Here is a 25,109-nt window from a genome sequence, read left to right as displayed (position 1 = left end):
GCCGACTACGACGTCGACGAGACGGCCGTCGTCGACGCGCTGGAGGAGCACCGCGATGCCCGAGACTGAGCCGAGTCCCGCCCGCGTCGTCGCCGACGCGGACGTGCTCGCCGCGGATCTGTTCGTCGACGGCGACGCTCGCCGGGCGCTCGACGTCGTCCGCCAGCACTCCTGGCTGACGCTCGTCGCCAGCGACCGCCTGCTCGACGACGCCGAGGCCGTCGTCGCGTCGCTCGGCGACGCCGCCCTCGCGAACGACTGGCGCGAGAAGATCGAGGAGTTGCGCGAACCAATCGACCACCCCGACGGCGACCACCCCGGTCTCGCCTCCGCCTACCGGGGCGGCGCGATGCATCTCCTGTCGTTCGACGAGCGCCTCGGGAGCGTCCAGGCCGGCGCGAACCTCAAGGGTCGCGTTCCGCTGAGTATCCGCCACCCGAAGGCGTTCGCCACGCTGTTCGACGCCGAGAGCCTGTACCGGGAGGTTGTCGGCGGCGACTATCCGGGTCCGGACAGGGATCCGCGAAGGTAAGAGGACGCAGGCAGCGTTCGTCCGCGCGACTACTCGTCGTGGGAGTAATGTCTCTCTGAGAGTGAGAAGGGAGGAGAAGTGGGTAGTGACGTGGCTGCGAGCGGAGGGGACGACGGAAGCTGTCACTGGCGACCAGAACCGTCATACCGCACGGACCTGTCTGCCCAGTTATGTCAGGATACGTAACGAACCCGGGAGTGTGGACGGCGGCCATCGTCATCGTCGTCGCCGTCTCGATCTGGCTCGCCAACTACGTCGGGTCGTCACTGCTGATCGCGGGAACGCTCCTGACGCTACTTTTCGTCGGCATCGCGTATCGTTCCTACCGACAGACGGTGTGAGCGTTGGCCCTTCGCCTCGCTAGCGCTCGGCGAACTTCCGATAGGTTCGCTACGCTCGTCTATCGAGGTTTGCTTCGCTACCGCTCAGCAAACCACTCCCCAAATTTGGCCAACGCCCGTCCGCGGTGGGAGACGGCGTTCTTCTCGTCCGTCGTCATCTCGGCCATCGTCTTCCCGTCGTGCTCGAAGATCGGGTCGTAGCCGAACCCACCCTCGCCGCGGGGCGCGACGAGGCGGCCGCGGACGACGCCCTCGAACAGTTTGACCGGGAGCGGATCCTGTTCCTCGGCGTTCTCGTCTGCGCCGGCGGCCGCCGCGGCGACGCGGTCGTCGCGGTCGACGGGGTCGGGACTGGCGCGGAACTCCTCGCCGTCGCAGTACGCGAGCACGCACCGGAACTCCGCACGCCGGTTCTCCTCGCGTTCGCCCAGGTTCCAGACGCGCTCGACGCCGACGGTGTCCTCGACGTACGAGGAGTACGGGCCGGGGAACCCGTCGAAGGCGTCGACGAACAGGCCGGCGTCGTCGACGAGGACGGGTTCGCCGACGTGACGGTAGGCCTCGCGGGCACCGTGAGCCGCGATGGGGCCGAGTTCGGAGCTCTGGACCTCCGTGTAGTCGAAGTCGAACTGCTGGACGTCGTCGGTACCCAGATAGTCGACTGCCTCCCGGACCTTCCCGGGGTTCGTCGTCACGTAGTTGAGCATGTCCGACGGTGTGGCGGCGACGGCGAAAGAGCCACCGGTTGCGCGCTCCGAGGCGGTCGCGCCGCTCCGAGACGACGCAGACGGCGGGCGGACGAACTACCGCGAGAACCGAGGTCGGTCGGTTAGTCGTCGTCGACGACGACTTCGACGGGGTCGGTGTCCTCCTCGTCGGCGACTGCGCCCGTCTGGCCGCGACGTTCGAGGAAGAGCATCGCACCGGCCACCAGCAGGACGACCCACGAGTGCCAGTTGGCGAGGTTGAGCGTGTAGCCGACGCCGAACGGCTTCTCGACGAGCATACCCTTCCCTGGCTGCCAGTACGAGGAGAGCAGGCGGCCGATGCTCGGTCGTTCGAAGTTGTACGGGATTCCGAGAATCTCGCCGGACTGCGGTTTGTCTGCCATACGTGACCCGTACTCCCGGGCGGGATAAAGCGTTTTGGCTGTGTCGCCGACCGTGGGGTGGTGGCCGTCGTCTACGACTGGTAGCGACCGCGCCCCTCGACCGTCCGGAGGCGTGCGAGCACCTCGTCGTCGCCGACGGCCGCGTACCCAGCCTCGAACGCCTCCCGGAGCGGGTCGGGGTCGTCCGCCGTCCCCTCGACGCTCTGCTCGAAGACGTGGAGGTCCATCGCGTGGTCCTCGAGGTGGCCGGTGTGGAAACCGAGGCCGAAGTCTATCAAGTAGACGAACTCGCCGTCGACGCGGACGTTCCGCGTCGTCGGGTCGCCGTGGACGATGCCGGCGGCGTGCAGTCGACCGAGCTGTTCGCCGACGTCGCGGACGGCGTCGACGGAGAGCTCCTCGGCGAGGTCACGCCGGCCGACGCACTGGAAGGAGATCGTCGCCTCCCGGACGTCGACGTCGTAAACCAGCGGCGTCGGGACGCCCGCACGACGCGCCTCGCTCGTGAGTCGTGCCTCCGCGACCGTCCGCTCCCTGCGGAGTCGGGCGTCGAGGGCGGGATGCCGGTAGGTCTTGGGGAGGCGACGTTTGACGACCGTCTCGCCCTCGAACGAGACGGTCGCCTCCGCGCCTCGAACGTCTCCCGTCTCCGTCACCGCGCGAGCGACCGACTCCTCGTCGCCACGCCACGTCACGGGCACCTGGTCGGGGCGGTAGTTCGGGTCGATCGAGGACTCCGCGATAGGCAGCGTGTCGCCAGCCTCGTACATCTTCGCACCGAGGACGGCGATCATCCCCGCGTTGTCACGCAGGAACCGCGGGTCGGGCGCGTAGAACGCCGCGCCGCGGGCCTCGCACATCTCCGCGAGCATCTCGCGGAGTCGCTGGTTCTGCCCGACGCCGCCGCCGAGGACGAGCTCGTCGGTCCCGGTGAGCGACAGCGCACGCTCGGCGACCTCGGTGAGCATCCCGAAGATCGTCTCCTGCAGTCCGCAGCAGATGTCTGCGACGTCTTCACCGTCGTCCGCAGAACTCTCCGGATTCTGATCGTCGTACGCCTGCTTCGCGGCGCTCATGATGCCGGAGAAGGAGAAGTCCATCCCTTTGACGACGTACGGCAGATCGACGTATTCGCCGTCTTTCGCGGCCTGCTCGACCTTCGGTCCGCCGGGGTGGGTCCAGCCGACGTGGCGGGTGAACTTGTCGATGGCGTTGCCGACGCCGGTGTCCATCGTCTCGCCGAGCACGCGGTAGCGACCGTTGTGATACCCGAGCAGGTGAGCGTTCGCTCCCGAGGCGTTCAGACAGACCGGCGAGTCGAACCCCGACTGGTGGCGGCCGATCTCGAGATGTGCCACCATGTGGTTGACGCCGACGAGCGGGACGTCGAGCGTCCCCGCCAGTGACCGAGCGGCGGTACCGACGATGCGGAGACACGGACCGAGACCCGGACCGCGGGAGAAGGCAACGGCGTCGACGTCGGGGCCACCGGTGTCGCTCGTCGCGACGGCGTGTTCCAACACGCTGTCGATCACGGCCGGGATCGCGTCGGCCATGTGCTCTGCGGCCTCACGCGGATGAATGCCGCCGCTGTCCGGCTGGTAGGGGTCAGAGTCGATGAAAATCGAGTCGTCCTCGGCCTCCGTGTCGAACAGTGCGGCGCTTGCGGCCCACGCGGTTCCTTCGATGCCGAGAACGCGCATTCAGTCGATTATGCTTCTTCGGCTTCGGCGTCCGCCTCGCCCTCTTCGTCGGCCGTGATCTTGTTGCGCTCGAGCATGTGCTCCTGCTCGACGTCGCGGGCGAAGTCGGCCGTCTCGTAGACCTTCGCGTAGCCGACCGTCTTGCGCATGCCGAACTTCGTGTCCAGCTTGTGGACGACGACCTCGTCCGAACCCTTGTCGAGTTTGGCCGCGAGACTGTCGCGGACCTGCAGACGGGAGGGGGTCGCGTCGTCGTGGACGATCTCGAATCGGACGTCGGTACGGTGCAACATGGGGTTCTCCTCCTCGGAGATGATGTCGATGTCCATGGTTCAGTTGCTACAAACTCCTCTCGAAACAAGTAAAAGGATTTCGACCTCGTGACGCGGAGATCGACGGGGTTCTCGCGCCGTTCGCCCGGTGGTGATCCCCACTCGGTGCCGTCGAAAGTCGTCGCGAGAACAGTCGTAGGGGGTATCGTAGAATCTCATAGATTTCTCCATGAGATCGAACCCCGTGGTTCGCCGGGCGTCTCTGAGCTTCTAGTTGGCTACGATAACCCCTAGTCCAACCGAGCCAGCGCCGCCTCGACGTCACCCTCGAACTGCGAGAGCAGCTCGCGGGCCTCGGCTTTCGTCTCCTCGTCGACGGGGACGTGGACCATCCCCTCGTCGGGTTGGCCGTAGACGACGCTCGCGCCGATCGGCGCGGCGACGATGGCCGGCAGCGTCGCGAGGTCTTCCTCGCCGTCGACGAAGACGACGGTCGGCTCGTCGGCGTCGAGCGCCGTCACGAGCGCGTCGAGCAGCGCCTCGGAGATGGTCGCCGGGGGGTTCTCCACCCCGATGCGCGCCGAATCGCCGTCGAGCACCTCGGCGACCGCCTCGTCGACGGCGTCGCGTTTCGTCTTGCCGTCGATGACGGCGACGTCCGGGTCGCGGTCGGCCTGTCGGAGATGGAAGGTGACGACGTCGCCGACGGCGACGATCGGTCCTTCCGTCTGGTCGGCGTCCCGAAGCAGGTCCACGGGGTCGGTGTAGACACGACCCATCGGCTCTTTGAACGCGCCACGGAGGTCTGCGGGGAGTCGAAGCATCACCGAACCTTGAGCGCGTAGCCGCCGGGTTCACTGACGTTCATCTCGGTGGCGACCTCGCTCTTCTCGGGGTGAGTGATGACGACGTAGCCCGCCCAGTCTTCCGTCAGACTCGACGACCCGCAGTTGTCGCACGTCTGGGCGTCGGGGTCGTTGATGTAGTGACACTCACGACAGGCCTTCCGCTTCTTGGCCATCGCTTACCCCTCCGTACTGGCCTGGCGCTCCTCGCGCTTCTCCTGGAGCCAGCCGTGCTTGCCGAGACCGGGCTGTTTGGCCGTGAGCCCGATCTTGGAGTCTCGCGGGTTGCGCTCGTCGATGCTCTTCGTGACGATACGCACGCGGACGGCGTCGTCGACGCCGAGCGTGTCGTTCGAGTCCGTCGATGCGAGCTGTTGGTTCTCGCCGTCGTAGGCGAGATACTCGTCGGAGATCTGCGAGACGTGGAGCAGGCCGTCCACCGGGCCGATGCCGACGAACGCACCGAACTCGACGACCTCGACGACCGTCCCGTCGACGACCTCCTGCATCTGCGGGTCGTAGGTGATGGCGTCGAACTCCGCCTCGTAGTAGACACCGGGACGGTTCGGGAGCACCGACCCCTCGCCGATGTCGTGTACGTTGACGACGCTGACGACGCTGCCTACGTCCTCGTCCATGCGACCTTCGAGTTTGTCCTGGAGCAGTCGCTTGACTCGCTGGGGAGTCACGTCCGCCAGATCTCGTGGCGGCACCTCGACCGTGTCCTTGAGTCGTACCTTCTTATACATATCCTCGTGTTATGGCTCTGTTACCGCGAGTGTGTTTCGCCCTCTGACCCCGACGACTCGAACGCCGCGTTCGAGCAGTCGGTCCTGCAGGGGGCGGTCGTTCGTGACGACGCAGTCGCACTCGCCGCGGTCGGCGAGTTCGACGATGGCGTCGTCGGCGTACGATGCGTCCGTCTCGACCACGCGACAGTGACGAGTCGCCAGGTCCGAACCGACGCCGGCGGCGACGCCCTCCTGACCGTTCGACCCCGCGGCGAGTTTCTCGAGTTCGTCGAGCACCGCACGCGGGGTGACGAGGTCGGGCGTGCCGAACAGCCGGTCGAGTTCGTCGAACACCCGCACGTCGAGTTCGACCGGCATCATCAGCGCGTTCGTGTCCATGGCGACCGTGACCATCTACTCTTTCAGCGTCCCGATCCCGATGAGTCGCCAGCGCGCGCCGACGCGGCGGTTGATGGCGATCTTCGCACCGACCGGGGCACAGACCGGGCGCTTGAGTTTGACCTCACACTCGCCCTCGCGGGCACTGGTGACCGCGCCGACAGTCGTCGCCGTCCCGACGGTGAGCATGAGCGGTTCGCCCGTCGAGATCTCCTCGATCTCGTCGTCGCCGCCGACGACCCGCTCGAGCAGGTCGACGTCCATCTCGAAGGAGTGCCACGTCGGGGGAAGCGTGCCGGGTTTGCCGGCGACCTGTCCCGCGAGCGCGTCACCCTTGGTCAGGCTGGGGTCGAGTCCGGTGCCGACACCGAGCAGGCCACCGGGACGAACCTCGTCGACCTGCTTGCCGCCGGCCTGCAGCGACCGGACGCTGGTCGTGATCGGTCGCCACTCGGACTGGCCGCCCTCTTCGACCTCGCGGCCGGGGCGGAGTTCGATCTCGTCGCCCTTCGTGAGCTTGCCCTGGACGAGCGACCCGCCGACGACACCGCCCGTGAGGTCCTCCCACGTGGTGCCGGGGCGGTTGATGTCGAAACTGCGCGCAGCGTACATCATGGGGTCCTCCGACTCGTCGCGGTCGGGCGTCGGGATCTCCTCCTCGATGGCCTCGATGAGGAGGTCCATGTTGACGTCCTGCTGGGCGCTGATCGGGACGATGGGCGCGTCCTCGGCGACCGTTCCCTTCACGAACTCCTTGATCTGTTCGTAGTTGTCGACCGCGCGCTCGCGGTCGACGAGGTCGACCTTGTTCTGGGCGATGACGATGTTCTCGATGCCGATGATGTCGAGCGCCATCAGATGCTCCTCGGTCTGCGCCTGCGGGACGTCCTCCGTCGCAGACACGACGAGCACGGCCCCGTCCATCAGGGCGGCACCCGAGAGCATCGTCGCCATCAGCGTCTCGTGGCCGGGCGCGTCGACGAACGACACCGTCCGCAGCACGTCCGTCTCGACACCGTGTTCTTCGCACGTTTCGTCTACTGTGAAGCATTCGGGCTCGTCCGCCTCTGGACAGCGGCGGAACGTCGCGTCCGCGTAACCCAGTCGGATGGAGATACCGCGCTTCATCTCCTCCGAGTGCTGGTCGGTCCACGACCCACTGAGCGCCTGGACCAGCGTCGTCTTCCCGTGGTCGACGTGGCCGACGAGTCCGATGTTCACCTCCGGTTGTTGGGGATTTTCCGTCACCATTTACCTCCTGAGAGTAATCTTGGGGAAGTTTCGCCCCGAACGCGTGATAAAGTTGCTGTTCTCGTATCGGTCACGGCCTCGTCGCGTCGCGTCACACGGTGACAGATCCCGCTCTCGACGTCGCTTCCGCGGACTCGAACGACACGGACTGGCACGATACAGTCGAACACACTCCGAGGCGGTATCAGCGTACCGGCGTTCGGGTCGCCGGCAGCGCGAGGCTTTTCCTCCGCCCGGCCCAACGGCCGCCGTGTCCGAGTTCGGGTTCGAACTGGCGCTCTGCACGCGACTCGAGACGACGACCGACGCGGTCGTCGCCCGCCAACTCGGCGGCAGCGTCGCCGACCCCGGGAGTCGCATCGTCGACGTCGTCCTCGTCGGACGCGGCCCGGCGTTCGACGCCCGAACCCGCATCACCGACCGCCGGATCCCGACGCTCGCCGTCGAGAGCGACGTCGGCGTCGGCAGCGCAGTCTACTGGAAAGACGCCTTCGACTGCCACCCCGAGCGGGCGAGAGAGCTCACCGACTGGGCGCTCTCGGTCGGCTTCTTCGAGCGCGAACGCCGCGGCGGCCGCGAGTACGTCCGGCAGACGACGCGCTACCCCGACTGGTTCTCGACGCTCACCGCCGTCGAGAACAAACCCGACCTCGGGACGCCGGGCGACCTCGAACGACAGCTCCGGACCGACGTGAGCCTCGGTCTGTTCGACGAGGTGGTGTTGGCCACCGAGAGCTACGTCACCCGCGCCCACCTCAACCGGATCCCCGACGAGGTCGGCGTCTGGCGGTTCGACCCAGAGACGGGCGACCGGGAGGTCGTCCGCGAGGCGGCGCCGCTCGCCGTCGAGTCGACCGGCGTCGAACTCGGCGAGCGCCACTCGCTCCGGACGGACGTCGCCTTCGTCGACGCCGAAGCGAAGGCGCGGGCGCGCCGCCGCCTCGCCGAGAAGGCCTACGGGAAGGGGTGGCGGAGCTACGACCTCCCGGCCTGTGCGCACGCGACGGCGACGGCCGACGGTCGCCCCTACTGCGGCCAGTTCGACCGCGTCGTCGACCCCGGCGCGGAGTGTGGCGCGGCGTGCACGGCCCACGTTCCGGCTGACCCGCCTGCGGTCGACCTCGAAGCGCTCCGGGACGAACGGTCGCCGTGGGTCGCCGACCCGGCGGGCGTGGCACGTCGCCAGTCGGGACTGGACCGGTTCCAGTGAGACGGCGCGAGGGACGGACGACGTCGAGTCACAAAACTCATATCTCGACCACCGAACCGGAGTGACATGCGAACCCGCCTCTCGGTCCTCTGTTTCGTACTCCTCCTCGTCGGCACCGTCGCGCTCCCCGCGGTGACGGCGCAGTCCGACGACGCCGACGCGTCCGGCATCTGCCGGGCGACGGCGACGGAGTCGCCCGAGACGATGACCGTCGTGAGCGTCCAAGGTGCGAAGTTCGACGGCGAAGACGCCGGGAAGAAGCCCGCACGCCTCGTCGGCGTCGGTGCCGACGGCGCGGTGAAGTGGGTCCAGCAGTCGGGGGCCAACCAGGGTGTCACCTGGGGGTACGACGTCGACCCGCTGGAGAACGGCAACGTGTTCGTCACCGCGACGATGAACAAGGGGACGGTCGTCTACGAACTCGACCCGCAGACGGGTGAGACGCTGTGGTCCGAGCAGCTCGACACCCACGACACCCACGACGTCGACCTGCTCGACAACGGCAACCTCGTCGTCGCAGACATGCGCAATTACAACGAGAGCACCGAGGAGAACGAAGACCGCGTCTTCGTCTACAACCGCACGACCGACGAGGTGGTCTGGGAGTGGCAGTTCGACGACCACTACGGCCCCGAGGTCGGCGGCAACTACTCCGACGACTGGACCCACGTCAACGACGTCGACCCCGTCGGCGACGACCAGTATCTCCTCTCGCCGCGGAACTTCGATCAGGTGATCCTCGTCAACCGAACGACCGGGAACATCGACATGAAACTCGGCAGTTACGGGAACCACGGCGTCCTCCGGAAACAGCACAACCCCGACTATCTCGAGTCGGAGGACGGCACGCCCACGTTCCTCGTCGCCGACAGCGAGAACGACCGCATCGTCGAGTACGAGAAGACGGCGGACGGCTGGAACCGCACCTGGCGCGTCGGCAACTCCTCGGTGTTCGACTGGCCGCGCGACGCCGACCGCCTCGAGAACGGCAACACGCTCGTCACCGACTCCAAGAACCACCGCGTCGTCGAGGTGACGCCCGAGGGCGAGGTCGTCTGGGAGTTCTACTCGCCGTGGCTCGTCTACGACGCGGCCCGCCTGCAGGTGCCGGAGTCCGGCGGGCCGACGATGGCCGACCTGAACGCCAGCGAGCGCGTCACCCTGAAGAACGGGACGCCGCGCGAGAACGACGAGTTGACCGACTGCGACGAGGCGCTGACGAACTTCGAGAACAGCTACTGGCAGGAGAACCGCGAGAACGCAACCACGGCGACGGACGACGGTGACGCGGCCGACGACGTCTCCACCAGCATCGTCGACGACGAGGACGACGGGATCACGGGCGTCGTCAGCGACCTCGACTCGTTCGTCGTCGGTGCGGCGGCGCTCCTGCTCGGCCTCGGTGTGGCGGCGCTCCGCGTTCGCGACTGACGGGGGACGCTCCGCCCGACGCGACTACCTCACTTGACCTCGTTGTACATCTCGTCGATCATCTCGTCGAGGTCCGGGTTGCCGCCGCCGGGCTGTTGTGGCGTGTAGCTGAACTCGCCCTTCCCGTCGGGTGCCTCGCCCGTCGTCCACGGCTGCTGGGGGTCCTCGCGCTCCTCGTGGGCGGTGGACATGAACGTGTAGTTGTACTCCTGGTTCTCCTTCTCCTGGTCGAAGCTGTTGGGGACGGGACGGTGCTCGCCGAGCGCCTCCAGGGCGGCGTGCCACTGGTTCTGGTGCATCGTGTCCCGGGCGATGAGGTACTCGAGCATGTCTTTCATGCCGGGGTCGTCGGTGAACTCGTACAGTCGGGTCGCGAGCAGTCGGCCGGTGGACTCGGCCATCACGTTAGCGTACATGTCGGCGGCGAGGTTGCCGGAGGCGACCACGTAGTTACCCGTGAACGGGACGCCGTTGCTGTCGACGGGCATCGCGTGCAGTCCGGCCGAGAGCGCCTGTCGGGGCTGGCCCGACCGCATCATCTCGTCGATCACCGCGTCCTCGCGTGCCGCCTCGCGAGCCTCGTCGGACGCGCCCTCGAGGTTCTTCGAGACGGCGGTCGCGAGCATCTCGATGTGACCCAGCTCCTCGGTGGCCGTCTCCATCAGGAACTGTCGGATCTCCTGTTTCTCCGCGGGGACGGCGAACGCCTGGAACATGTACTGCAGGGCGACGCGCATCTCGCCCTCCGCACCGCCGATCGCCTGCTGCAGCATCTTCGCGAACCGGGGGTTCGGCTCCTCGACCTCGACCTCGAACTGGAGCTCGTCGTCGTGGTAGAACATTCGGTCGACGAGACGACCGCCACGTCAATAGCGGTGTGCGAACCAGTAGCACCACCCGGTTGAGATACAGTTTTCGGCGTCCGGACGTGCAAAAACGGTCTGGCTGCATTTCCCTGCAGTTCTCTCTCGACCGCCACGTCTCCGCCGCCGACTGCGCGTCGACCGGCGTCGACTCCACCGGACACGGGTCGCGACGACCCAACGTTGATGACACCCACTCGAGAAGTGCTGGTCGTGTCCCGTCGACTGCCCTCCCCGACCGTCGCCGTCCCCGTCCTCCTCGCTACCCTCCTGCACACGGTCGCCGCAGGAACTCTCTGGACGCTGTTCGACTTCGACACGAGCGTCGCTGGCGACGAACTGTTCTTCGCGTACGTCGCCGTCGGCGCGGTCCTCCTCGGTGCGTTCCCGGCGGTCGCCGTCGCGACGAGGCGACTGCGCGCTCCCGCGCTCGTCGTCGCGGCGGCGTTCACGCTCTCGGCGTCCGGAACGTGGTCGATCGTCGCCTCGGGGCTGACCCCCGTCGATCCGACGCCGTTCGGCTGGTATCTGCTCGGGTGGCCGCTCGTCGCCGTCGTCGCGCTGCTCGTCGGTGGCGTGGAGTACGGGCTCCGGTGGGTTCGGGGCGCCGACGATCCGACGACCGACGAAGAGGCGACTCCTTAGAGCTCGTACTGCTCGCCGTCGACGGCGAGCGGTTCCTCGAACGCCTCCTCGACTGGGTAGAAGTGGGCGGTGTGGACTAGCCGTGTCGTTGCCGCGTCCAACTCGTCGGCCAACTCCAGCGCACCCTCTCGGGTCATATGTTTCGTGCCGAACGTCCGCGGGACGCCTTCGTCGTTCTCGTGGCGGCCGCCGATCGGGTGGTACTCGCAGAGCGACGCCGGGACGATGCCGTCTGCGAGGAAGAGATCCGGGTCCCGCAGGGCGTCGCGTGACTCCGCGGGGACGTCGTAGCTCGTGTCGCCCGACAGCGACAGTTTCGCGCCGGTCTCTGGGTCCTCGACGACCAGACCGTAACAGACCAGCGGCGGGTGGTCGACGGGGACGAGCGTCACGTCCAGTCCACAGATCCGCCGGGTCTCGAACGGCGCGACGTCGTGGACCGTGATGCGGTCGAGATAGTCGTACTTCGTCCGGATCGTGTCGGCGACGCTCTCGTCCGTCACGGGGTCGACCTCGTCGGCCGCGTAGACTGGCAGGTCGTCGAACACGCGGTAGGCGTTGCCGAGACCGTCGAGATGGTCGAAGTGGATGTGCGAGACGACGATCGCGTCCGGCAGCGACACCTCCTGTGTCAGAAACTGGTGACGGAAGTCGGGGCTGGCGTCGACGAGCAGCGACTCGCCCGTCCGCTCGTTCTCGACGTGGACGGAGAACCGCGAGCGCTCGACGCCGCGGCGACGCGCCTCCGCGCAGGTCTCACAGTCACAGCCGACGGTCGGCGTCCCCGTCGTGTCGCCGGTTCCGAGGAGGGTGACCCGCATCGGTCAGTGGTCGTGGTCGTCGTGATCGTGATCGTGGTCGTCGTGGTCGTGGTCGTCGGAACCCCCACGACCGTCGCCGGCGACCTTCGCGCCTTCGCCGTCGATCATGTCCATGTTCTTGAGGTTGTCGCGTTCCTCGAAGTCTTCGACGGCGTCGAGGATGTCCTGTTGGGTCAGCTCCATCCGTCCCTCGGTGAGCGCCTCGAGGACGGCCTCTCGGAGCACCATCCGGAGGTCGCTGCCGGTGAGTCCCTCCGTGCGCTCGGCGACCCCCTCGGGGTCGAAGTCGGCGATCTCCATCTGCCGAGTGATCACCCGCAGGATGTCCGCGCGCATCTGCCAGTCGGGTTTCGGGAAGTTGACGATCTCGTCGAAGCGTCGCCACGCCGCCGCATCCAGTTGATCGGGGTGGTTGGTCGCGCCGATGAGCAACACGTCGTCGCGGATGAGCGAGATGTCGTCGATAGACTTCAACAGCGTGTTGACCGCGCGCTTCAGCGCCGCGTGTTCGTCGCTGCGGCGGGTCTTCGCGACGGAGTCGAACTCGTCGATGAAGAGGATACACGGTGAGAGTCGCTTGGCCACCTCGAACGTCTTCTCGACGTTCTTGGCCGTCTCGCCGAGATACTGGCTCGTGATCATCGAGAGTTTCACCTCGACGAACGGCATCCCGAGTTCGTGGGCCAGCGCCCGCGAGATGGTCGTCTTCCCCGTCCCCGGCGGGCCGACGAACAGCAGTTTGCCGATCTCGCGCAGGCCGATCTGTGCGAGGTAGTCGCGGTGCTCGATGGCGGTGACGATCTTCCGTATCTCGCCCTCCTGGTCCTCGGTCAACACGAGGTCCTCGAGCGTCATCTCGATCTCCTCGGGAGCGCGGACGTGGACGAGATCGAGCATCTCCGCGTCGCCCTCCTCGTCGGTGTCGAAGTACTCCTCGAGCAGCGAGTCGATCCAGACGCGGTCGGCCTGGATCGGGCGGTTCTGGTCGCGCGCGTCCTCGTGGGTCACGTCGACGTCGTCGCGGTGTTCGACCGTGGCGGCGAGCGTCGGGTTCGCGGCGATGTCGTCGTCGTCTGCACGGTCGAGGAACCAGTCGAGCGCCATCTCGGGTTGCGTGAGCGAGAGCTTGCCGGAGAACTCGGTCTTCTGCGTGAAGAGCAGATCGGACACCGCCTCCCACGGGTGTTCGACACCCGTCGCGGTCCGCGCCGTCTCCTCGGTCGCCGACAGCGGTCGCTCGATGGCACCGTCCTTCCAGAACACCTGCCGGTAGCGGGGCGGCAGGTCGTTCTCGTCCAGGTCCCGGTTTTCCGTGTAGAGGTGAGTGGTCAGAAGAAACTCGACTACCTCGAAGGCCGGGTCAGTCATCCGTGCAAACTTCCGGCCACAGAATCTTAAGACCGTCGAAGCGACGGAGACGTGACGCGACCCGAAGACGACACCACGGTCGGTCGACGCGAGACGACCGGCGTGCATCACGAGCGAACGAGCGATCGCTCGCCGGGGCCCGCGCACCGGCACCGCTCTGACCGCAGTACTCGGTTACGGAATCCGCAAATCGAGTGGACGAACGGGCAGAAAGCCGTGGGGAAAGCGGACAGAGTAGGTGGGTTAACTCCTTAAATATCCTTGTAAACCGGACACACAGTCGCAGACCCGGCGTCGAATTTTGTTTCTTCAACGATTAGCGTTTTATTACTCGATTCGGTCGAGTTATATCGTGAGAAGACGCACAATCAGATTTGCTCGGCGCAGATTATCGCACACTTGTCACAGAATCTGTCACGGTCGTTCAGGAGTGGTCGCCGGTGGGTGACCCGGTCGAGACGACCTGCATGCGGTGTGCGGTCGGCTGCGGACACGTCCACCGGGGTGCAGATATCGGTCACGGACTGGACCTCGTCCGCGGCGACGCCGCGCACCCGGTCAACCGGGGGCTCGCCTGTGGACGGGGCATTCAGGAGACGGCCGACCCGGGGGGCGAGTGGCTCACCCGCCCGCTCGTCCGCAAGGACGGCGACCTCGTCCGCGCGACGTGGGAGGACGCGCTCGACCGCGTCGCCGACGCCGTCGGGAGTGTCGACGACCCCGACGACGTCGCCGTCCTCGGCAGCGGTCAGCAGACGAACGAAGCGGCCTACGCGCTCGGCAAACTCGCACGCGGCGGCGTCGGCACGCGCAACTACGACGCCAACACGACGCTGTGCATGGCGAGCGCGGTGACGGCCTACTACGACGCCTTCGGCAGCGACGCGCCGCCGCCGACCTACGACGACATTCCCGAGGCGCGGACGCACGTCGTCTGGGGGGCGAACCCCGCGGTCGCCCACCCCGTGCTGTTCCGCTGGATCGCGGACTCGGCCCGCGACGACGACAGTCGCCTCCTCGTCGTCGACCCCGTCGAGAGCGAGACGGCCGAGGCCGCAGCCCACCACGTCCAACTCGCGCCGGGCGGCGACTTCGCACTCGCTCGGGCCGTGCTCGCCCGTCTCGTCGAGAACGGGGGAGTGGACGACGAGTTCGTCGACGCCAACACGGACGGGTTCGCCACCCTCCGGAAGTCGCTCCCGTCGGTCGAGGCGGCCGCCGCGGCGGCCGGCGTCGACGTCGAGACGGTCGACCTCCTGGCGACGGCGTTCGACGACCCGACGCTCGTCTACTGGGGGATGGGCGTCAACCAGAGCGTCCGCGGCACCGCGACGTCGCGGGCGCTCGTCGACTGCTGTCTGGCCTCCGGCAACGTGGGCCCCGGCGCGGGACCGTTCTCGCTCACGGGCCAGGCGAACTCGATGGGGACGCGCGTCTGCTCCTCGAAGGGGTCGTGGCCCGGCCACCGGGCGTTCACCGACCCCGACCACCGTCGTCGCGTCGCCGAGACGTGGGGGGTTCCGGTGTCCGACCTCCCGGACGACGCCGGACCCGGCCCCGTCGGCATCGTCGACAGCGACCCCTCGGTGGTCTGGACCGTCGCGACCAACCCCCTCGCCGGGTTGCCGGACGCCGCGACCGCCCGCGAGGCGTTCGAGGACGCCTTCCTCGTCGTCCAGGACGCGTTCCGCACCGAGACGGTCGGACTCGCCGACGTCGTCCTTCCGGCGGCGACGTGGGGCGAGTCCGACGGCACCGCGATGAACATGGAGCGAACAGTGTCACGAATCCGCCCGGCGACGGGCCTCCCCTCGGGCGTCCGCACCGACCTCGACGTCGTCGCCGGCGTCGGCGCCCGCGTCGCGCCCGACCTCTTCCCAGAGCCGACGCTCGACCCCGAGGCGGTCTTCGACGAGTTCGCCCGACTCACTGCAGGCACCGACGCCGACTGCTCGGGCATCAGTTACGACCGTCTCGACGAGGAGCTGGCCGTCCGCTGGCCCGCACCCGACGCCGAGTCCAGCGGCGGCTACCGCTACTACGACCCCGAGACGGAGGCGTGGCAGTTCCCCACGCCGACGGGGCGGGCGCAGTTCTCCGACTACCGGAGCGAGGAGACGCTCGACCTCCCCGAAGCGACGAGCGACGACTATCCGCTCACCCTGACGACGGCCCGCGAGGCAGACGGCTACAACACCGGCGTCCGCTCCCGCGACGTCGACGACCCCGGCCCGGTTCCGGCGCGGGTCAACCCCGAGACCGTCGAGACGTACAGCGACCAGCTAACCGACGACCGGACCGTCCTCGAATCGCCGCGGGCGAGCGTCCCGGCGGCCGTCGAGGCCGACGACGCCGTCCCGGCCGGGATGGTCTGGTCGCCGATCCACCATCCGATGACCAACCACCTCACCGTCGCCGCAGTCGACCCCGAGTCCGACGAACCGAACTACAAACAGTGTGCCGTCCGCCTCGTCGCACCCGACGCTGATCGAGGGACGGGGACGGGAGACGACACGCCCGCTCCGACCGACGACCCGCTCACCCGGGAGGTGGGCCGATGAAGATGACCAAGTGGCGGACGTTACTGCTCGCGACGACAGCGTTCAACCTCTCGTTTCTCATCTGGTTCTCCTTCGCTCCCTTCACCGGACCGATCGCCGACGAGTTCGGCCTCTCGCTCACCGACCTCGGCATCCTCGCCAGCGCCGCCATCTGGAGCGCGCCGCCCGGTCGCATGCTGACGGGGTGGCTCTCCGACCGCTACGGCGCGTCGTCGGTGTTCGCCATCGTCCTCGCCTACGTCGGCGTGTTCAGCATGGCGAGCGCCTTCGCCACCAGCTACGAGGTGTTCTTCGTCGAACGGCTGATCGTCGCCTCGGCGGGCATCACCTTCGTCGTCGGCATCCAGCACGTCGCCCAGTGGTTCCCCGAGGAGCAGTTGGGGACCGCAGAGGGCATCTACGCGGGCGTCGGCAACGCCGGTGCCGCGGGCGGGGCGCTCGTCCTCCCACGGGTGTTCGACCAGTGGAACGGCCCGCTGTTCGACGTCGGGTGGCGCGCCGCGTTCTTCTACACCGGCGTCGTCGCGCTCCTGATGGCCGTCACCTACTACGTGGTCGGCCAGGACGCCGTCACGGAGACGAAGGCCGCGGAGACCAGCGACTCGGCGACGCTCGCCTCGTGGGTCCACGTCGCGACCCGCTACGGCGTCGTCGCGCTCGCACTCGGCTACGTGATGAGCTTCGGCCTCGAGATCTCGATGAACGGCTGGCTGCCGACGTACTTCCGCGAAGGGTTCGGCTCGAACCTCGTCGTCGCCTCGACGTTCGCGGCGACGTTCTCGCTGGCGGCCGGCCTCCTCAGACCGATCGGCGGCTACGTCAGCGACTGGGTCGTCCGGACGGAGACGAACATCCTCCCCGTCTTCACCGGTCGCTACCGCGAGCAGTGGACCGTCCTCTGCATGGGGTTCATCGTCACGGCGATGGCGGGACTGACGCTCGCCGGGCAGACCGGGAGCGTCCTTCTCACCGTCGCCGTCGGCTTCCTCGTCGGAACCGCCTGTGCGTTCACCGAGGGAGCCATCTTCGCGCAGGTGCCGGCGATGTTCCCCGAGCGGTCCGGCGCGGCGGCGGGCGTCGTCGGCGGCATCGGCACGTTCGGCGGCATCGGTTTCCCGCTCGTCTACTCGTACGCCGCAGAGGTGGGAGCCATCCACAGCGGCTACGTCGCCGTCGCCGCCATCATGGTGCCCATCGTCCTCCTGAACGCCTACGTCGCCCGGCCGGAGATCGCCGAACGCGCCCACGTCGACGGCTTCTTCGGCGAGAGCAGTGGCTCCTACAGCCCGAGCGATGACTGAGGACGGACGGCTGAGACCGGACACCGGCCGTGCCGGCGTCATCGTCGCCGGCGGTCGGTCGACCCGGTTCGGCGGCGTCGACAAGGCGACCGTCCGTCTCGACGGCGTCCCCCTGCTGCGACGCGTCGCCGAGACGCTCGATCCCGCCGTCGACGAGCTCGTCGTCAACTGTCGGCGCAAACAGCGACCCACCTTCGAGACGGTCCTCTCGGGACTCGACGTCGGGTTCGCCGAGGACCCCATCCTCGACCGCGGTCCGGTCGCCGGGTTACGAACCGGTCTGCAGGCGACGACGGCCGAGTACGCGGCGGTCGTCGCCTGCGACATGCCGTTCGTACCGACGGCGTTTCTCGACCACCTGTTCGCCGCAGCGCGCACGGACGCCGGAGCCGTCCCGGAGGTCGACGGCGAGCGCCAGCCGTTCCCCGCCGTCGTCCACGTCCGGGCGGCACAGACCGCCTGCACCGACGCCTTCGTCCACCGCGCGGGACGACTGTACGACGTGTTCGACCTGCTCGGCCCCGTCGTCGTCCCCGAACGAACCGTCGCCGCCTACGCCGACCCGGCGGCGTTCCGGAACATCAACACCCGTGCCGACCTCCGCGACGCTCGCGTGAGCGTGTGAGCGGTCGCGACCGCTGTTTCTTCCCGCCGTCTCGCCGTGGACTGCTCCCGTCCCACCGGTCGTTCGCTTCCGAACCGACCTCTACCGTCTCTCACGCGCGACGTCCCGCAGCGACGACTCGAAGAACCGACCACTCGATTCTGTAATAACGTACAGAAACGAAACGCACGTCGAAACGAACGACAGATCTTTGGACGGAGTACGTCCTTATATTCCTCCAATTCGCTATTAAACTGACTGTCCAAAGAAGTATTGGGGATATTTTTTGAACAATTCAACGATTACCATTATAAGGTTCTGTCGAGTATACTTCTACCGTGAATTACGACATGTACGTTTCGGTTATCGGTTCAAACGTAGACAAACGTAGAGGAGTGTTCGCAGACGATGGCGCATAAGAAAGAGACGTACAAAGCGGAGTTGTACGGCGACGCGGTCCGGGAGAAGCTCCTGGAGTTCGCAGAGGAGGGGTTCGACTCGATCCCCGAGGACGAACACGACGAGTGGTTCACGCGGTTCAAGTTCTGGGGCGTCTTCCACCAGCGGAGCGGCCAGGAGGGCTACTTCATGATGCGGTTGACGAACGCGAACGGGCGTCTGAAGCCGGGACAGCTCCGGGCCATCGGCGAGGTCGCCCGCGACTACTGTACCGGCCCCGCCGACAACCCCGAGTTCGGCAACGGGTTCGTCGACCTGACGACGCGGCAGTCGATTCAGCTCCACTGGGTGCGGTTGGAGGACGTCCCCGCCATCTGGGAAAAGCTCGAAGCCGCCGGCGTCACCACGCGGTCGGCCGGCGGCGACACGATGCGCAACATCTCGGGCTGTCCGGTCGCCGGCCGCGACAAACACGAGCTCGTCGACACCCGACCGTTGCTCGAACGGTTCCGCGAGGAGCTCCGCGGCGACGACACGCTCGCCAACATGCCCCGGAAGTTCAACATCAGCGTCACGGGCTGTCGCGAGGGCTGTGCGCAGGACGCCATCAACGACGTCGGGGTCGAGCCGGCGTTCGAGATGGTCGACGGGGAGGCGACGCTCGGGTTCAACGTCCGCGTCGGCGGCGGTCTCGGCGGGAAGAAGCCGCGGACGGCGCGGTCGCTCGACGTCTTCGTCACGCCCGAGGAGGCGTACGACGTCGTCCGCGGCTTCGTCGAGCTCTACCACGACCACGGCGACCGCGACGTCCGCTCGAAGAACCGCGCCCGGTTCTTCGTCGACGACTGGGGGACCGAGAAGATCCGCGACCGTCTCCAGGAGGAGTACGTCGACTTCGAACTCAGGACCGCCGGGACCGACGTCCGCGAGGAGTACAGCTACAACGCGGGGCGGCCGCCCACCGAGGGGAAGGCCGACCACGTCGGCGTCCACGAGCAGAAGGACGGCGACTACTACGTCGGGCTCTCGGTCGCCGTCGGCCGCCTGACCGCCGCGGACGCCGTCGAACTGGCCGACCTCGCCGACGAGTACGGCTCCGGGGAGGTGCGGCTGACTCGGCGGCAGAACCCGCTGCTGGTCGACGTCCCCGAGTCGAGACTGGACGACCTGCTCGCCGAACCGCTGCTCTCGAAGCACACCCCCGAACCGAACCCGTTCCAGCGCGGCGCGATCGCCTGTACGGGGACGGAGTTCTGCTCGCTGGCGCTGACGGAGACGAAGGCGCGGACCGCCCGGATGCTGCGGTGGCTCCGCGACAACGTCGACCTCCCCGACGACGTCGAGAACGTCCACCTCCACTACTCGGGCTGTACGGCCGACTGCGGGCAGGCCAACACCGCCGACATCGGGCTGCTCGGGATGCGCGCCCGCAAGGACGGCGAGATGGTCGAAGCGATGGACGTCGGCGTCGGCGGCGGCGTCGGCGAGGAGCCGAGTTTCGTCGAGTGGGTGCGCCAGCGCGTCCCCGCCGACGAGGTGCCGGGTGCGATCAAGAACCTCGTCGAGGCGTTCGCCGCCCACCGCGACGACGGACAGACGTTCCGCGAGTGGGTCGACGCAACTGGCTCAGAAGCGCTCGTCGAACTCTGCGAACCCGAGGAGACGACGTACGACGACCCGTATCTGACCGACGCCAAACAGTCGTGGTACCCCTTCGAGGGCGACGAGAGCGCGACGGAGGCGACCGAGACGCCCGCGGACGACTGACCGTGCACGGTTCCAGCGACTCCACGCCGCCCGAATCGAGCGAGCCGACACGCGACGACACCGCTGCGTCGGTCGAGCCGTCGACGCAACACGCCTCGGCCGACGTCGCCCCGGAGCTGTTCGAACCGTAAGCAGGCGTGGTCGCCTCCGCGGTCGGGTCGGCGGTTCGGCGTCCGATAAACGATAAACTGTTTTCGGTGGGTTTCCGGTTCTCTGTGGGTTTATCATGCTAGACCTCCGAGGGGGAGATATGCCAACGCCAGTCATCGCGAAAGCGTACCGAACCCCGCAAGGGAGAGGCGGCGGCGTCTTCGAGGACGTTCGCAGCGAGGACCTCTCTATCGCCCTCATCAACGAGATCCTCGCCGAGACCGGCCTCGACAGCGACGACGTCGACGACCTGATGTGGGGCGTCGCCCAGCAGCGCGGAGAGCAGGACAACAACGTCGCCCGCGTCATCGCCCTCCTCTCGGATCTCGGCGAAGGGGTGCCGGCGACGAGCATCAACCGCTGGTGTGCCTCCTCGATGCAGGCGATCATCAGCGCCTCCGACGCGATCGCGGCGGGGAACCGCGACTGCGTCATCGCCGGTGGCGTCGAGAACATGTCGCGCGTCCCGATGGACGGCGACTCCTACCAGCATCTCCACCCGCAACTCTCCGAGGCGTACAACGTCTTCCAACTCCAGATGGGGATGACCGCCGAGAAGGTCGCCTCCGAGTACGAGGTGAGCCGCGAGGCCCAAGACGAGTACGCCCTCCGCAGCCACCAGCGGGCCGCCGCCGCGACCGACGAGGGTCGCTTCGACGACCAGATCGTCCCCATCGAGACCGAAGAGGGGACCGTCAGCGAGGACGAGGGGATCCGTCGCGACACGTCGATGGACGTGCTCTCGGACCTGTCGCCGGCGTTCACCGGCGACGGCTCCGTCACCGCGGGCAACTCCTCGCAGATCTCCGACGGCGCGGCCGCGGTGCTCGTCACGAGCGAGTCGTTCGCGGAGGAACACGACCTCGAGATCATGGCGAAGGTCGGGACGAACAACGTCGCCGGCGTCGACCCGACGGTGATGGGGATCGGTCCGGTGCCGGCCACGGAAGGCCTGCTGGAGCGAGCAGGACGCTCCATCGACGACTACGACCTCGTCGAACTGAACGAGGCGTTCGCCAGTCAGTGCGTCTACTCGCGGCGCGAACTCGGCATCGACGAGGAGAAGTTCAACGTCAACGGCGGTGCCATCGCCCTCGGTCACCCGCTGGGTGCCTCCGGTGCACGCCTTCCGGTGACGCTCGTCCACGAGATGATCCAGCGCGACGCCGAGCGTGGGCTCGCGACGCTCTGCGTCGGCTTCGGGCAGGGCGCGGCCATCGAGTTCTACCGATAGCGGTTCCGCGTCACCCCCAATGGAGGGGTGACGCATCTTCCGTCGGCGGCCACGACGCATTAGTGTCGTTCGGCTGTACTTCACGATAGATGTCTCACAGCACGGACGAGTCCCAGCGAGCGACGGCGACGGACGGCGTCTCGCGGCGACGGCTGCTTCGGGCCGGTGGTGCCGCCGTCGCAGGCGTTCCAGCCCTCTCGGGGCTGGCGGGTGCCCAATCCGACGGCGAAGACGAAGAGCACGACGACGTCTACACGAACGGCGTGCTCTCGAACTCGACGCCGAAGTTCGGCAACAGCGACTTCACCGGACTGTACCTCCTCGTCGAGGACCCGCAGAACGACCCCGACACGACGGGCGTGAGTTCCTGCGACGTCATCGAGTCCGACGACCGAATCGCGGCGTACAACGCCACCATCTCGGAGAAGGTGGACGTCGGCGCGGAGTCGGAGGCCGAGGAGACGACGCTCTACGTTCCGGCCCAGGATTCGACGGTCGAGACCGGCAACCAGTACGTCGTCAACAGTCAGACCGACTGCCCCGGCGGACACAGCTCGGTCAAACTCGAACAGGTCGGGTCGAGTTCCATCGAGACCGCCGCGACGAACGAGACGGGTGAGACGACCACCGCGGCCGGCACCGCCGGGACGACGGACGACGGTCCCGTCACGGACGAACCGGAGTCCGAGACGACAGCCGCGTCGAGTCCGGGGTTCTCGGCACTGACGGGAGTGCTCGGGGTCGGCGCTGCGGGGCTCGCCGCGCTGAAGCGGGCTGGCGACGGCGAGTAGTCGCTCGGTCGGTCGCGAGTCAGTCGGCGGCGGGTGCGACGTCCCGGTCTGCGAGGACGGTGTCGTCGGTTCAGTGCGCACCGCGTCGTCCCCGGAGAGCGCGTCCCCGAAGCGGGGGTCCCGTAGAAGCCCGTCCTCAGAGTCACAGACGGTCACCCGGAGGCGTCGCCGTCCACCGCTTCGGCGACCGCCCGTACGGGCGCTCCGTCGGCGTCGGCGAGTGCGAGCGGAAACGCCGAGAGTCGGACCCGTTCGGGGAGGTCCGCGAGGCCGGTCAGGTTCTCCAACAGGAGGCAGTCGGCTCGAAGGAGTCTCCGGTGTGCCGGAAACGACTCGGCACCGGTCGGGTCGGGGCCGGCGGTGTCGAAGCCGACGTCGTACCCCCGGTCGGCACACCACCGGGCGGCGTCTGCTGCGAGAGACGGGTGGTCGTCGTACCGGTCGGTTCCCCAGTGGCGGTCCCACCCGGTGTGGAGGAGGAGCAGCTCACAGTCGGGGTCCGGCAGGTCGCTCGCCCGAACTGTCTCGCCGGCGTCGAGTCCGGTACAGTCGACGACGCGAGCGTCGAAGACGAACCGCTCGACCGGATAGTCGTCGAGCGTCCGGCCGTCGGTCAGGAGGTGGGCGGGTGCGTCGAGGTGTGTCCCGGCGTGGCTGTTCAGGCGGACGTCGCTGACACGGTAGCCGTCTGCCTCGTGCGTCGCCGCCGGTTCGACGCCGACCGGCGGGTCGCCAGGGTAGACGGGCGTGTCGCTGGTGAGGGGGTGCGTGAGGTCGTACACGGAGTAAGCGTTCGAACGGACGAGACAAGAACGCTCGTCTCTCCGGCTACTCCTTCTCGGGGTGGCAGAACTGCATCGCGTCGCGGACGGCCTCTCGTCGCCCGAGGAGCGTGATCCGATCGCCCTTCTGGAGCGTGTAGTCGGCGTCCGGCACCTCGATGGTGCCGTCGCGGGCGACGAGTGCGACGAGACAGCCACCGGGGAGTTCGGGGCCGATCTCTCTGATCGTCCGGCCGACGAGCTCCTCGGAGGTCACTTCGATCTCCTGGACGTCGCCGGAACGACCGAGTTCGCCCATCCAGTTGGCCAGCGCCGGCCGCTCGATGTAGTTGTCGATCGCCTGCGCCGTCGCCAGCGTCGTCGAGATCGTGCGGACCCCGAGCTCCTCGAACGCCTCGACGTTGTCGGGGTTGTTGGCGCGGGCGATGATCGTCTCCGGTTCGAACTTCGAGGCAGCCAACTGTGAGACCAGCAGGTTCACGTCGTCGTCCCCGGTCGCGGCGACGACGACCTTGGCGTTCTCGCCGCCGGCCGAGCGCAACACCTCCGTATCGGTGCCGTCGCCGTGGTGGACGGTGAACCCGTTGTTTCGAGCAGTCTCGACGATACTCACGTCGTCTTCGATGATGACGACGTTCTCTCCACGTTCTTCGAGGCGTTCGGCGAGCACGCGGCCCACCTTACCGCCTCCGATGACGAGTACACGCATTGGTATCACATCTAGGAACTCCGCGATCCGACGGGCGAAGCCGGCTTCGAACACGACGGTCACCAGGATGACGAGGAAGACGGTGCCGACGAGCACGTCGGCGGCCTCCTGTAACCCCTGGGCTCGCAGTTCGATGGCGAACAGCGTCGCGACCGACGCGGGGATGATGCCGCGCGGGCCGACGAAACTCATGAACAGTTTCTCCTCGCGGGTGAAGCGGTCGCCGACCGTCGAGACGAAGACGAGGAACGGTCGGATGAGGAGGGCGACGGCGACGACGACGCCGATACCGCCCAGCCCCAACTGCTGGAGGTTTCCGAAGTCCAGCAGCGCTGCGAGCGCGATGAAGACGAACGAGAGGACGAGCAGGGTGATGTCGCCTTTGAACGCCGAGATCTCCTCCTCGTAGGGGACGTCCAGATTTCCGAGGATGATCCCCGCCGTCGCGACGGCGGCGATGCCGGCCTCGGTGGCGACGAGTTCCGCCCCGCCGTAGGCGACGAGCGCCCCCGCGAGGACGAGCAGTCGGGCGTTCTGCGGCGCGTTGCCGGGCGAGAGGTCGACGTATCGGAGCGCGACGAAGATGACGGCGGCGACGACGCCGCCGACGATGACGCCGACGCCGAGTCGCTGGGTGAAGTGCGTCAGGAACGCCCCGGGCTCGGCGATGCCGGCCACGAGGGCCTCGAAGATGACGACGGCGAGGATGGCGGCGGTGACGTCGTTGACGATTCCCTCCGTCTCCAGCGCCGTCTCGACGCGGTCGCGTGCCGGGACGACCTCCAGGATCGGCGCGATCACCGTCGGGCCGGTGGCGACGAGCAGCGCGCCGATGAGGAACGACACCAGCCAGTCGACCGACAGCAGGAAGTGGACCGCGATGGCGGTCCCGACCAGCGAGATGGCCGCACCGACCGTGACGAGGCGCACTGTCGCCGCGGGTGCCTCTCTGAGGTTCTCGATGCGGAGGTGGAACGCTCCCTCGAAGACGATGATGGCGACCGAGAGACCGACGATGGCCGGCAGCGCGTTGCCGAACGAGTCGGGCGTGACGACGCCGAGCACCTCCGGTCCGAGGAGGATACCCGCCGTGATGAGGAAGATGATACTCGGCACCTGCAGTCGGTCGGCGAGCACCTGCGAGACGACGCCGATAGCGATGATGGCGGCGACGAGGGGGATGAGGTTCCCCGCTGCTTCGGCGGCCACTAGCGTCCCTCCATGTGCCTTTCGTGTCGACTGGCGCTTTTATAAACCTCCCCATCCCGGGTGGGTTTTTCCGGGGGAG

At 67.6% G+C, this 25,109-nt stretch carries 26 protein-coding genes; 12 read left to right on the top strand and 14 right to left on the bottom strand.

From position 1 onward, the window contains the following. The first annotated feature begins 55 nt into the window (after positions 1–55). The gene (locus EOHIBHHM_RS07905; RefSeq protein ID WP_497256254.1) at positions 56–532 is read left to right on the top strand and encodes a PIN domain-containing protein; all 477 of its coding nucleotides are present in this window, start codon (positions 56–58) and stop codon (positions 530–532) included. A gap of 170 nt (positions 533–702) precedes the next feature. Further along, positions 703–873: a hypothetical protein gene (locus EOHIBHHM_RS07900; RefSeq protein WP_497256252.1), complete on the top strand. Its 171-nt coding sequence runs from the start codon at positions 703–705 to the stop codon at positions 871–873. A 77-nt stretch (positions 874–950) separates the two neighbouring features. Here EOHIBHHM_RS07900 and EOHIBHHM_RS07895 read toward each other — a convergent pair whose 3' ends face one another. From EOHIBHHM_RS07895 to EOHIBHHM_RS07855, 9 genes are all read right to left on the bottom strand, one after another. Then, positions 951–1,580, bottom strand: a complete 630-nt coding sequence (locus EOHIBHHM_RS07895) for a non-canonical purine NTP pyrophosphatase (RefSeq protein ID WP_497256250.1) — start codon at positions 1,578–1,580, stop codon at positions 951–953. Positions 1,581–1,702: 122 nt separating this feature from the next. After that, positions 1,703–1,984, bottom strand: coding sequence for a DUF5808 domain-containing protein (locus tag EOHIBHHM_RS07890; protein WP_497256248.1), 282 nt, complete (start codon positions 1,982–1,984; stop codon positions 1,703–1,705). A 71-nt stretch (positions 1,985–2,055) separates the two neighbouring features. Continuing rightward, positions 2,056–3,687, bottom strand: coding sequence for a bifunctional N(6)-L-threonylcarbamoyladenine synthase/serine/threonine protein kinase (locus EOHIBHHM_RS07885; RefSeq protein WP_497256246.1), 1,632 nt, complete (start codon positions 3,685–3,687; stop codon positions 2,056–2,058). 8 nt (positions 3,688–3,695) lie between these two features. After that, positions 3,696–4,016, bottom strand: a complete 321-nt coding sequence (locus tag EOHIBHHM_RS07880; RefSeq protein ID WP_089825384.1) for a 30S ribosomal protein S24e — start codon at positions 4,014–4,016, stop codon at positions 3,696–3,698. A 233-nt stretch (positions 4,017–4,249) separates the two neighbouring features. Beyond that, positions 4,250–4,783, bottom strand: coding sequence for a GTP-dependent dephospho-CoA kinase family protein (locus EOHIBHHM_RS07875; RefSeq protein WP_497256244.1), 534 nt, complete (start codon positions 4,781–4,783; stop codon positions 4,250–4,252). After that, positions 4,783–4,980 carry a transcription elongation factor subunit Spt4 gene (gene spt4 / locus EOHIBHHM_RS07870; protein WP_497256242.1) on the bottom strand — a complete coding sequence of 66 codons (198 nt, stop codon included), beginning with the start codon at positions 4,978–4,980 and terminating at the stop codon, positions 4,783–4,785. Before spt4 ends, EOHIBHHM_RS07875 begins: the two co-directional genes overlap by 1 nt. 3 nt (positions 4,981–4,983) lie before the next feature. Then, the gene (locus EOHIBHHM_RS07865) at positions 4,984–5,553 is read right to left on the bottom strand and encodes a DNA-directed RNA polymerase (RefSeq protein WP_497256240.1); all 570 of its coding nucleotides are present in this window, start codon (positions 5,551–5,553) and stop codon (positions 4,984–4,986) included. Positions 5,554–5,562: 9 nt separating this feature from the next. Then, positions 5,563–5,934, bottom strand: a complete 372-nt coding sequence (locus EOHIBHHM_RS07860) for a PIN domain-containing protein (protein ID WP_497256951.1) — start codon at positions 5,932–5,934, stop codon at positions 5,563–5,565. 15 nt (positions 5,935–5,949) lie between these two features. Next, on the bottom strand, positions 5,950–7,185 hold the full coding sequence (locus tag EOHIBHHM_RS07855; protein WP_497256238.1) for a translation initiation factor IF-2 subunit gamma: 1,236 nt from the start codon (positions 7,183–7,185) through the stop codon (positions 5,950–5,952). Between the two features lie 250 nt (positions 7,186–7,435). On the opposite strand from EOHIBHHM_RS07855, the gene EOHIBHHM_RS07850 reads away from it, so the two are divergent. Together EOHIBHHM_RS07850 and EOHIBHHM_RS07845 are read left to right on the top strand one after the other, a co-directional pair. Next, on the top strand, positions 7,436–8,395 hold the full coding sequence (locus tag EOHIBHHM_RS07850) for a DUF5787 family protein (RefSeq protein ID WP_497256236.1): 960 nt from the start codon (positions 7,436–7,438) through the stop codon (positions 8,393–8,395). A gap of 66 nt (positions 8,396–8,461) precedes the next feature. Then, positions 8,462–9,826: an aryl-sulfate sulfotransferase gene (locus EOHIBHHM_RS07845; protein WP_497256234.1), complete on the top strand. Its 1,365-nt coding sequence runs from the start codon at positions 8,462–8,464 to the stop codon at positions 9,824–9,826. Positions 9,827–9,855: 29 nt separating this feature from the next. Here EOHIBHHM_RS07845 and EOHIBHHM_RS07840 read toward each other — a convergent pair whose 3' ends face one another. Then, positions 9,856–10,668, bottom strand: a complete 813-nt coding sequence (locus EOHIBHHM_RS07840) for a manganese catalase family protein (protein ID WP_497256232.1) — start codon at positions 10,666–10,668, stop codon at positions 9,856–9,858. Positions 10,669–10,902: 234 nt separating this feature from the next. Between EOHIBHHM_RS07840 and EOHIBHHM_RS07835 the strand changes: the two genes are divergently transcribed. Further along, positions 10,903–11,334 carry a hypothetical protein gene (locus EOHIBHHM_RS07835; protein WP_497256230.1) on the top strand — a complete coding sequence of 144 codons (432 nt, stop codon included), beginning with the start codon at positions 10,903–10,905 and terminating at the stop codon, positions 11,332–11,334. On the opposite strand, the gene EOHIBHHM_RS07830 is transcribed toward EOHIBHHM_RS07835, so the two are convergent. Then, the gene (locus EOHIBHHM_RS07830) at positions 11,331–12,155 is read right to left on the bottom strand and encodes an MBL fold metallo-hydrolase (protein ID WP_497256228.1); all 825 of its coding nucleotides are present in this window, start codon (positions 12,153–12,155) and stop codon (positions 11,331–11,333) included. The two genes, EOHIBHHM_RS07835 and EOHIBHHM_RS07830, sit on opposite strands and share 4 nt — an antisense overlap. A 3-nt stretch (positions 12,156–12,158) precedes the next feature. Continuing rightward, positions 12,159–13,523 carry an ATP-binding protein gene (locus EOHIBHHM_RS07825; protein WP_497256226.1) on the bottom strand — a complete coding sequence of 455 codons (1,365 nt, stop codon included), beginning with the start codon at positions 13,521–13,523 and terminating at the stop codon, positions 12,159–12,161. A 440-nt stretch (positions 13,524–13,963) separates the two neighbouring features. Between EOHIBHHM_RS07825 and nasA the strand changes: the two genes are divergently transcribed. From nasA to EOHIBHHM_RS07790, 7 genes are all read left to right on the top strand, one after another. After that, the gene (gene nasA / locus EOHIBHHM_RS07820) at positions 13,964–16,084 is read left to right on the top strand and encodes an assimilatory nitrate reductase NasA (RefSeq protein ID WP_497256224.1); all 2,121 of its coding nucleotides are present in this window, start codon (positions 13,964–13,966) and stop codon (positions 16,082–16,084) included. 2 nt (positions 16,085–16,086) lie between these two features. Continuing rightward, positions 16,087–17,385, top strand: coding sequence for an MFS transporter (locus EOHIBHHM_RS07815; protein ID WP_497256949.1), 1,299 nt, complete (start codon positions 16,087–16,089; stop codon positions 17,383–17,385). Beyond that, positions 17,378–18,010 (top strand): molybdenum cofactor guanylyltransferase, encoded by a 633-nt coding sequence (mobA, locus tag EOHIBHHM_RS07810; RefSeq protein ID WP_497256222.1) that lies wholly within the window; start codon positions 17,378–17,380, stop codon positions 18,008–18,010. Before EOHIBHHM_RS07815 ends, mobA begins: the two co-directional genes overlap by 8 nt. Positions 18,011–18,397: 387 nt before the next feature. After that, entirely contained in the window at positions 18,398–20,155 is a 1,758-nt protein-coding gene (locus EOHIBHHM_RS07805) for a nitrite/sulfite reductase (RefSeq protein WP_497256220.1), read from the top strand. 2 nt (positions 20,156–20,157) lie between these two features. Further along, positions 20,158–20,286, top strand: coding sequence for a hypothetical protein (locus EOHIBHHM_RS07800; RefSeq protein ID WP_497256218.1), 129 nt, complete (start codon positions 20,158–20,160; stop codon positions 20,284–20,286). Between the two features lie 119 nt (positions 20,287–20,405). Further along, positions 20,406–21,539 carry a thiolase family protein gene (locus tag EOHIBHHM_RS07795; RefSeq protein WP_497256216.1) on the top strand — a complete coding sequence of 378 codons (1,134 nt, stop codon included), beginning with the start codon at positions 20,406–20,408 and terminating at the stop codon, positions 21,537–21,539. 89 nt (positions 21,540–21,628) lie between these two features. Beyond that, positions 21,629–22,330 carry a hypothetical protein gene (locus EOHIBHHM_RS07790; RefSeq protein WP_497256214.1) on the top strand — a complete coding sequence of 234 codons (702 nt, stop codon included), beginning with the start codon at positions 21,629–21,631 and terminating at the stop codon, positions 22,328–22,330. 152 nt (positions 22,331–22,482) lie between these two features. Here the strand turns inward: EOHIBHHM_RS07790 and EOHIBHHM_RS07785 are convergent, their stop codons facing one another. Both EOHIBHHM_RS07785 and EOHIBHHM_RS07780 read right to left on the bottom strand, forming a co-directional pair. Next, positions 22,483–23,112 (bottom strand): cyclase family protein, encoded by a 630-nt coding sequence (locus EOHIBHHM_RS07785; RefSeq protein ID WP_497256212.1) that lies wholly within the window; start codon positions 23,110–23,112, stop codon positions 22,483–22,485. Positions 23,113–23,158: 46 nt separating this feature from the next. Further along, complete coding sequence (locus EOHIBHHM_RS07780; RefSeq protein WP_497256210.1) at positions 23,159–25,030, bottom strand: cation:proton antiporter domain-containing protein; 1,872 nt, start codon at positions 25,028–25,030, stop codon at positions 23,159–23,161. Positions 25,031–25,109 lie beyond the last annotated feature (79 nt).

It is taken from the genome of Halogranum roseipondis (assembly GCF_059695585.1).
This window is presented reverse-complemented; position numbering and strand designations above follow the sequence as displayed.

Coding starts and splice junctions, on each gene's coding strand:
- EOHIBHHM_RS07905 (WP_497256254.1), top strand. CDS start 56: ATGCCCGAGACTGAGCCGAGTCCCGCCCGCGTCGTCGCCGACGCGGAC.
- EOHIBHHM_RS07900 (WP_497256252.1), top strand. CDS start 703: ATGTCAGGATACGTAACGAACCCGGGAGTGTGGACGGCGGCCATCGTC.
- EOHIBHHM_RS07895 (WP_497256250.1), bottom strand. CDS start 1,580: ATGCTCAACTACGTGACGACGAACCCCGGGAAGGTCCGGGAGGCAGTC.
- EOHIBHHM_RS07890 (WP_497256248.1), bottom strand. CDS start 1,984: ATGGCAGACAAACCGCAGTCCGGCGAGATTCTCGGAATCCCGTACAAC.
- EOHIBHHM_RS07885 (WP_497256246.1), bottom strand. CDS start 3,687: ATGCGCGTTCTCGGCATCGAAGGAACCGCGTGGGCCGCAAGCGCCGCA.
- EOHIBHHM_RS07880 (WP_089825384.1), bottom strand. CDS start 4,016: ATGGACATCGACATCATCTCCGAGGAGGAGAACCCCATGTTGCACCGT.
- EOHIBHHM_RS07875 (WP_497256244.1), bottom strand. CDS start 4,783: ATGCTTCGACTCCCCGCAGACCTCCGTGGCGCGTTCAAAGAGCCGATG.
- spt4 (WP_497256242.1), bottom strand. CDS start 4,980: ATGGCCAAGAAGCGGAAGGCCTGTCGTGAGTGTCACTACATCAACGAC.
- EOHIBHHM_RS07865 (WP_497256240.1), bottom strand. CDS start 5,553: ATGTATAAGAAGGTACGACTCAAGGACACGGTCGAGGTGCCGCCACGA.
- EOHIBHHM_RS07860 (WP_497256951.1), bottom strand. CDS start 5,934: ATGGACACGAACGCGCTGATGATGCCGGTCGAACTCGACGTGCGGGTG.
- EOHIBHHM_RS07855 (WP_497256238.1), bottom strand. CDS start 7,185: ATGGTGACGGAAAATCCCCAACAACCGGAGGTGAACATCGGACTCGTC.
- EOHIBHHM_RS07845 (WP_497256234.1), top strand. CDS start 8,462: ATGCGAACCCGCCTCTCGGTCCTCTGTTTCGTACTCCTCCTCGTCGGC.
- EOHIBHHM_RS07840 (WP_497256232.1), bottom strand. CDS start 10,668: ATGTTCTACCACGACGACGAGCTCCAGTTCGAGGTCGAGGTCGAGGAG.
- EOHIBHHM_RS07830 (WP_497256228.1), bottom strand. CDS start 12,155: ATGCGGGTCACCCTCCTCGGAACCGGCGACACGACGGGGACGCCGACC.
- EOHIBHHM_RS07825 (WP_497256226.1), bottom strand. CDS start 13,523: ATGACTGACCCGGCCTTCGAGGTAGTCGAGTTTCTTCTGACCACTCAC.
- EOHIBHHM_RS07815 (WP_497256949.1), top strand. CDS start 16,087: ATGACCAAGTGGCGGACGTTACTGCTCGCGACGACAGCGTTCAACCTC.
- mobA (WP_497256222.1), top strand. CDS start 17,378: ATGACTGAGGACGGACGGCTGAGACCGGACACCGGCCGTGCCGGCGTC.
- EOHIBHHM_RS07805 (WP_497256220.1), top strand. CDS start 18,398: ATGGCGCATAAGAAAGAGACGTACAAAGCGGAGTTGTACGGCGACGCG.
- EOHIBHHM_RS07795 (WP_497256216.1), top strand. CDS start 20,406: ATGCCAACGCCAGTCATCGCGAAAGCGTACCGAACCCCGCAAGGGAGA.
- EOHIBHHM_RS07790 (WP_497256214.1), top strand. CDS start 21,629: ATGTCTCACAGCACGGACGAGTCCCAGCGAGCGACGGCGACGGACGGC.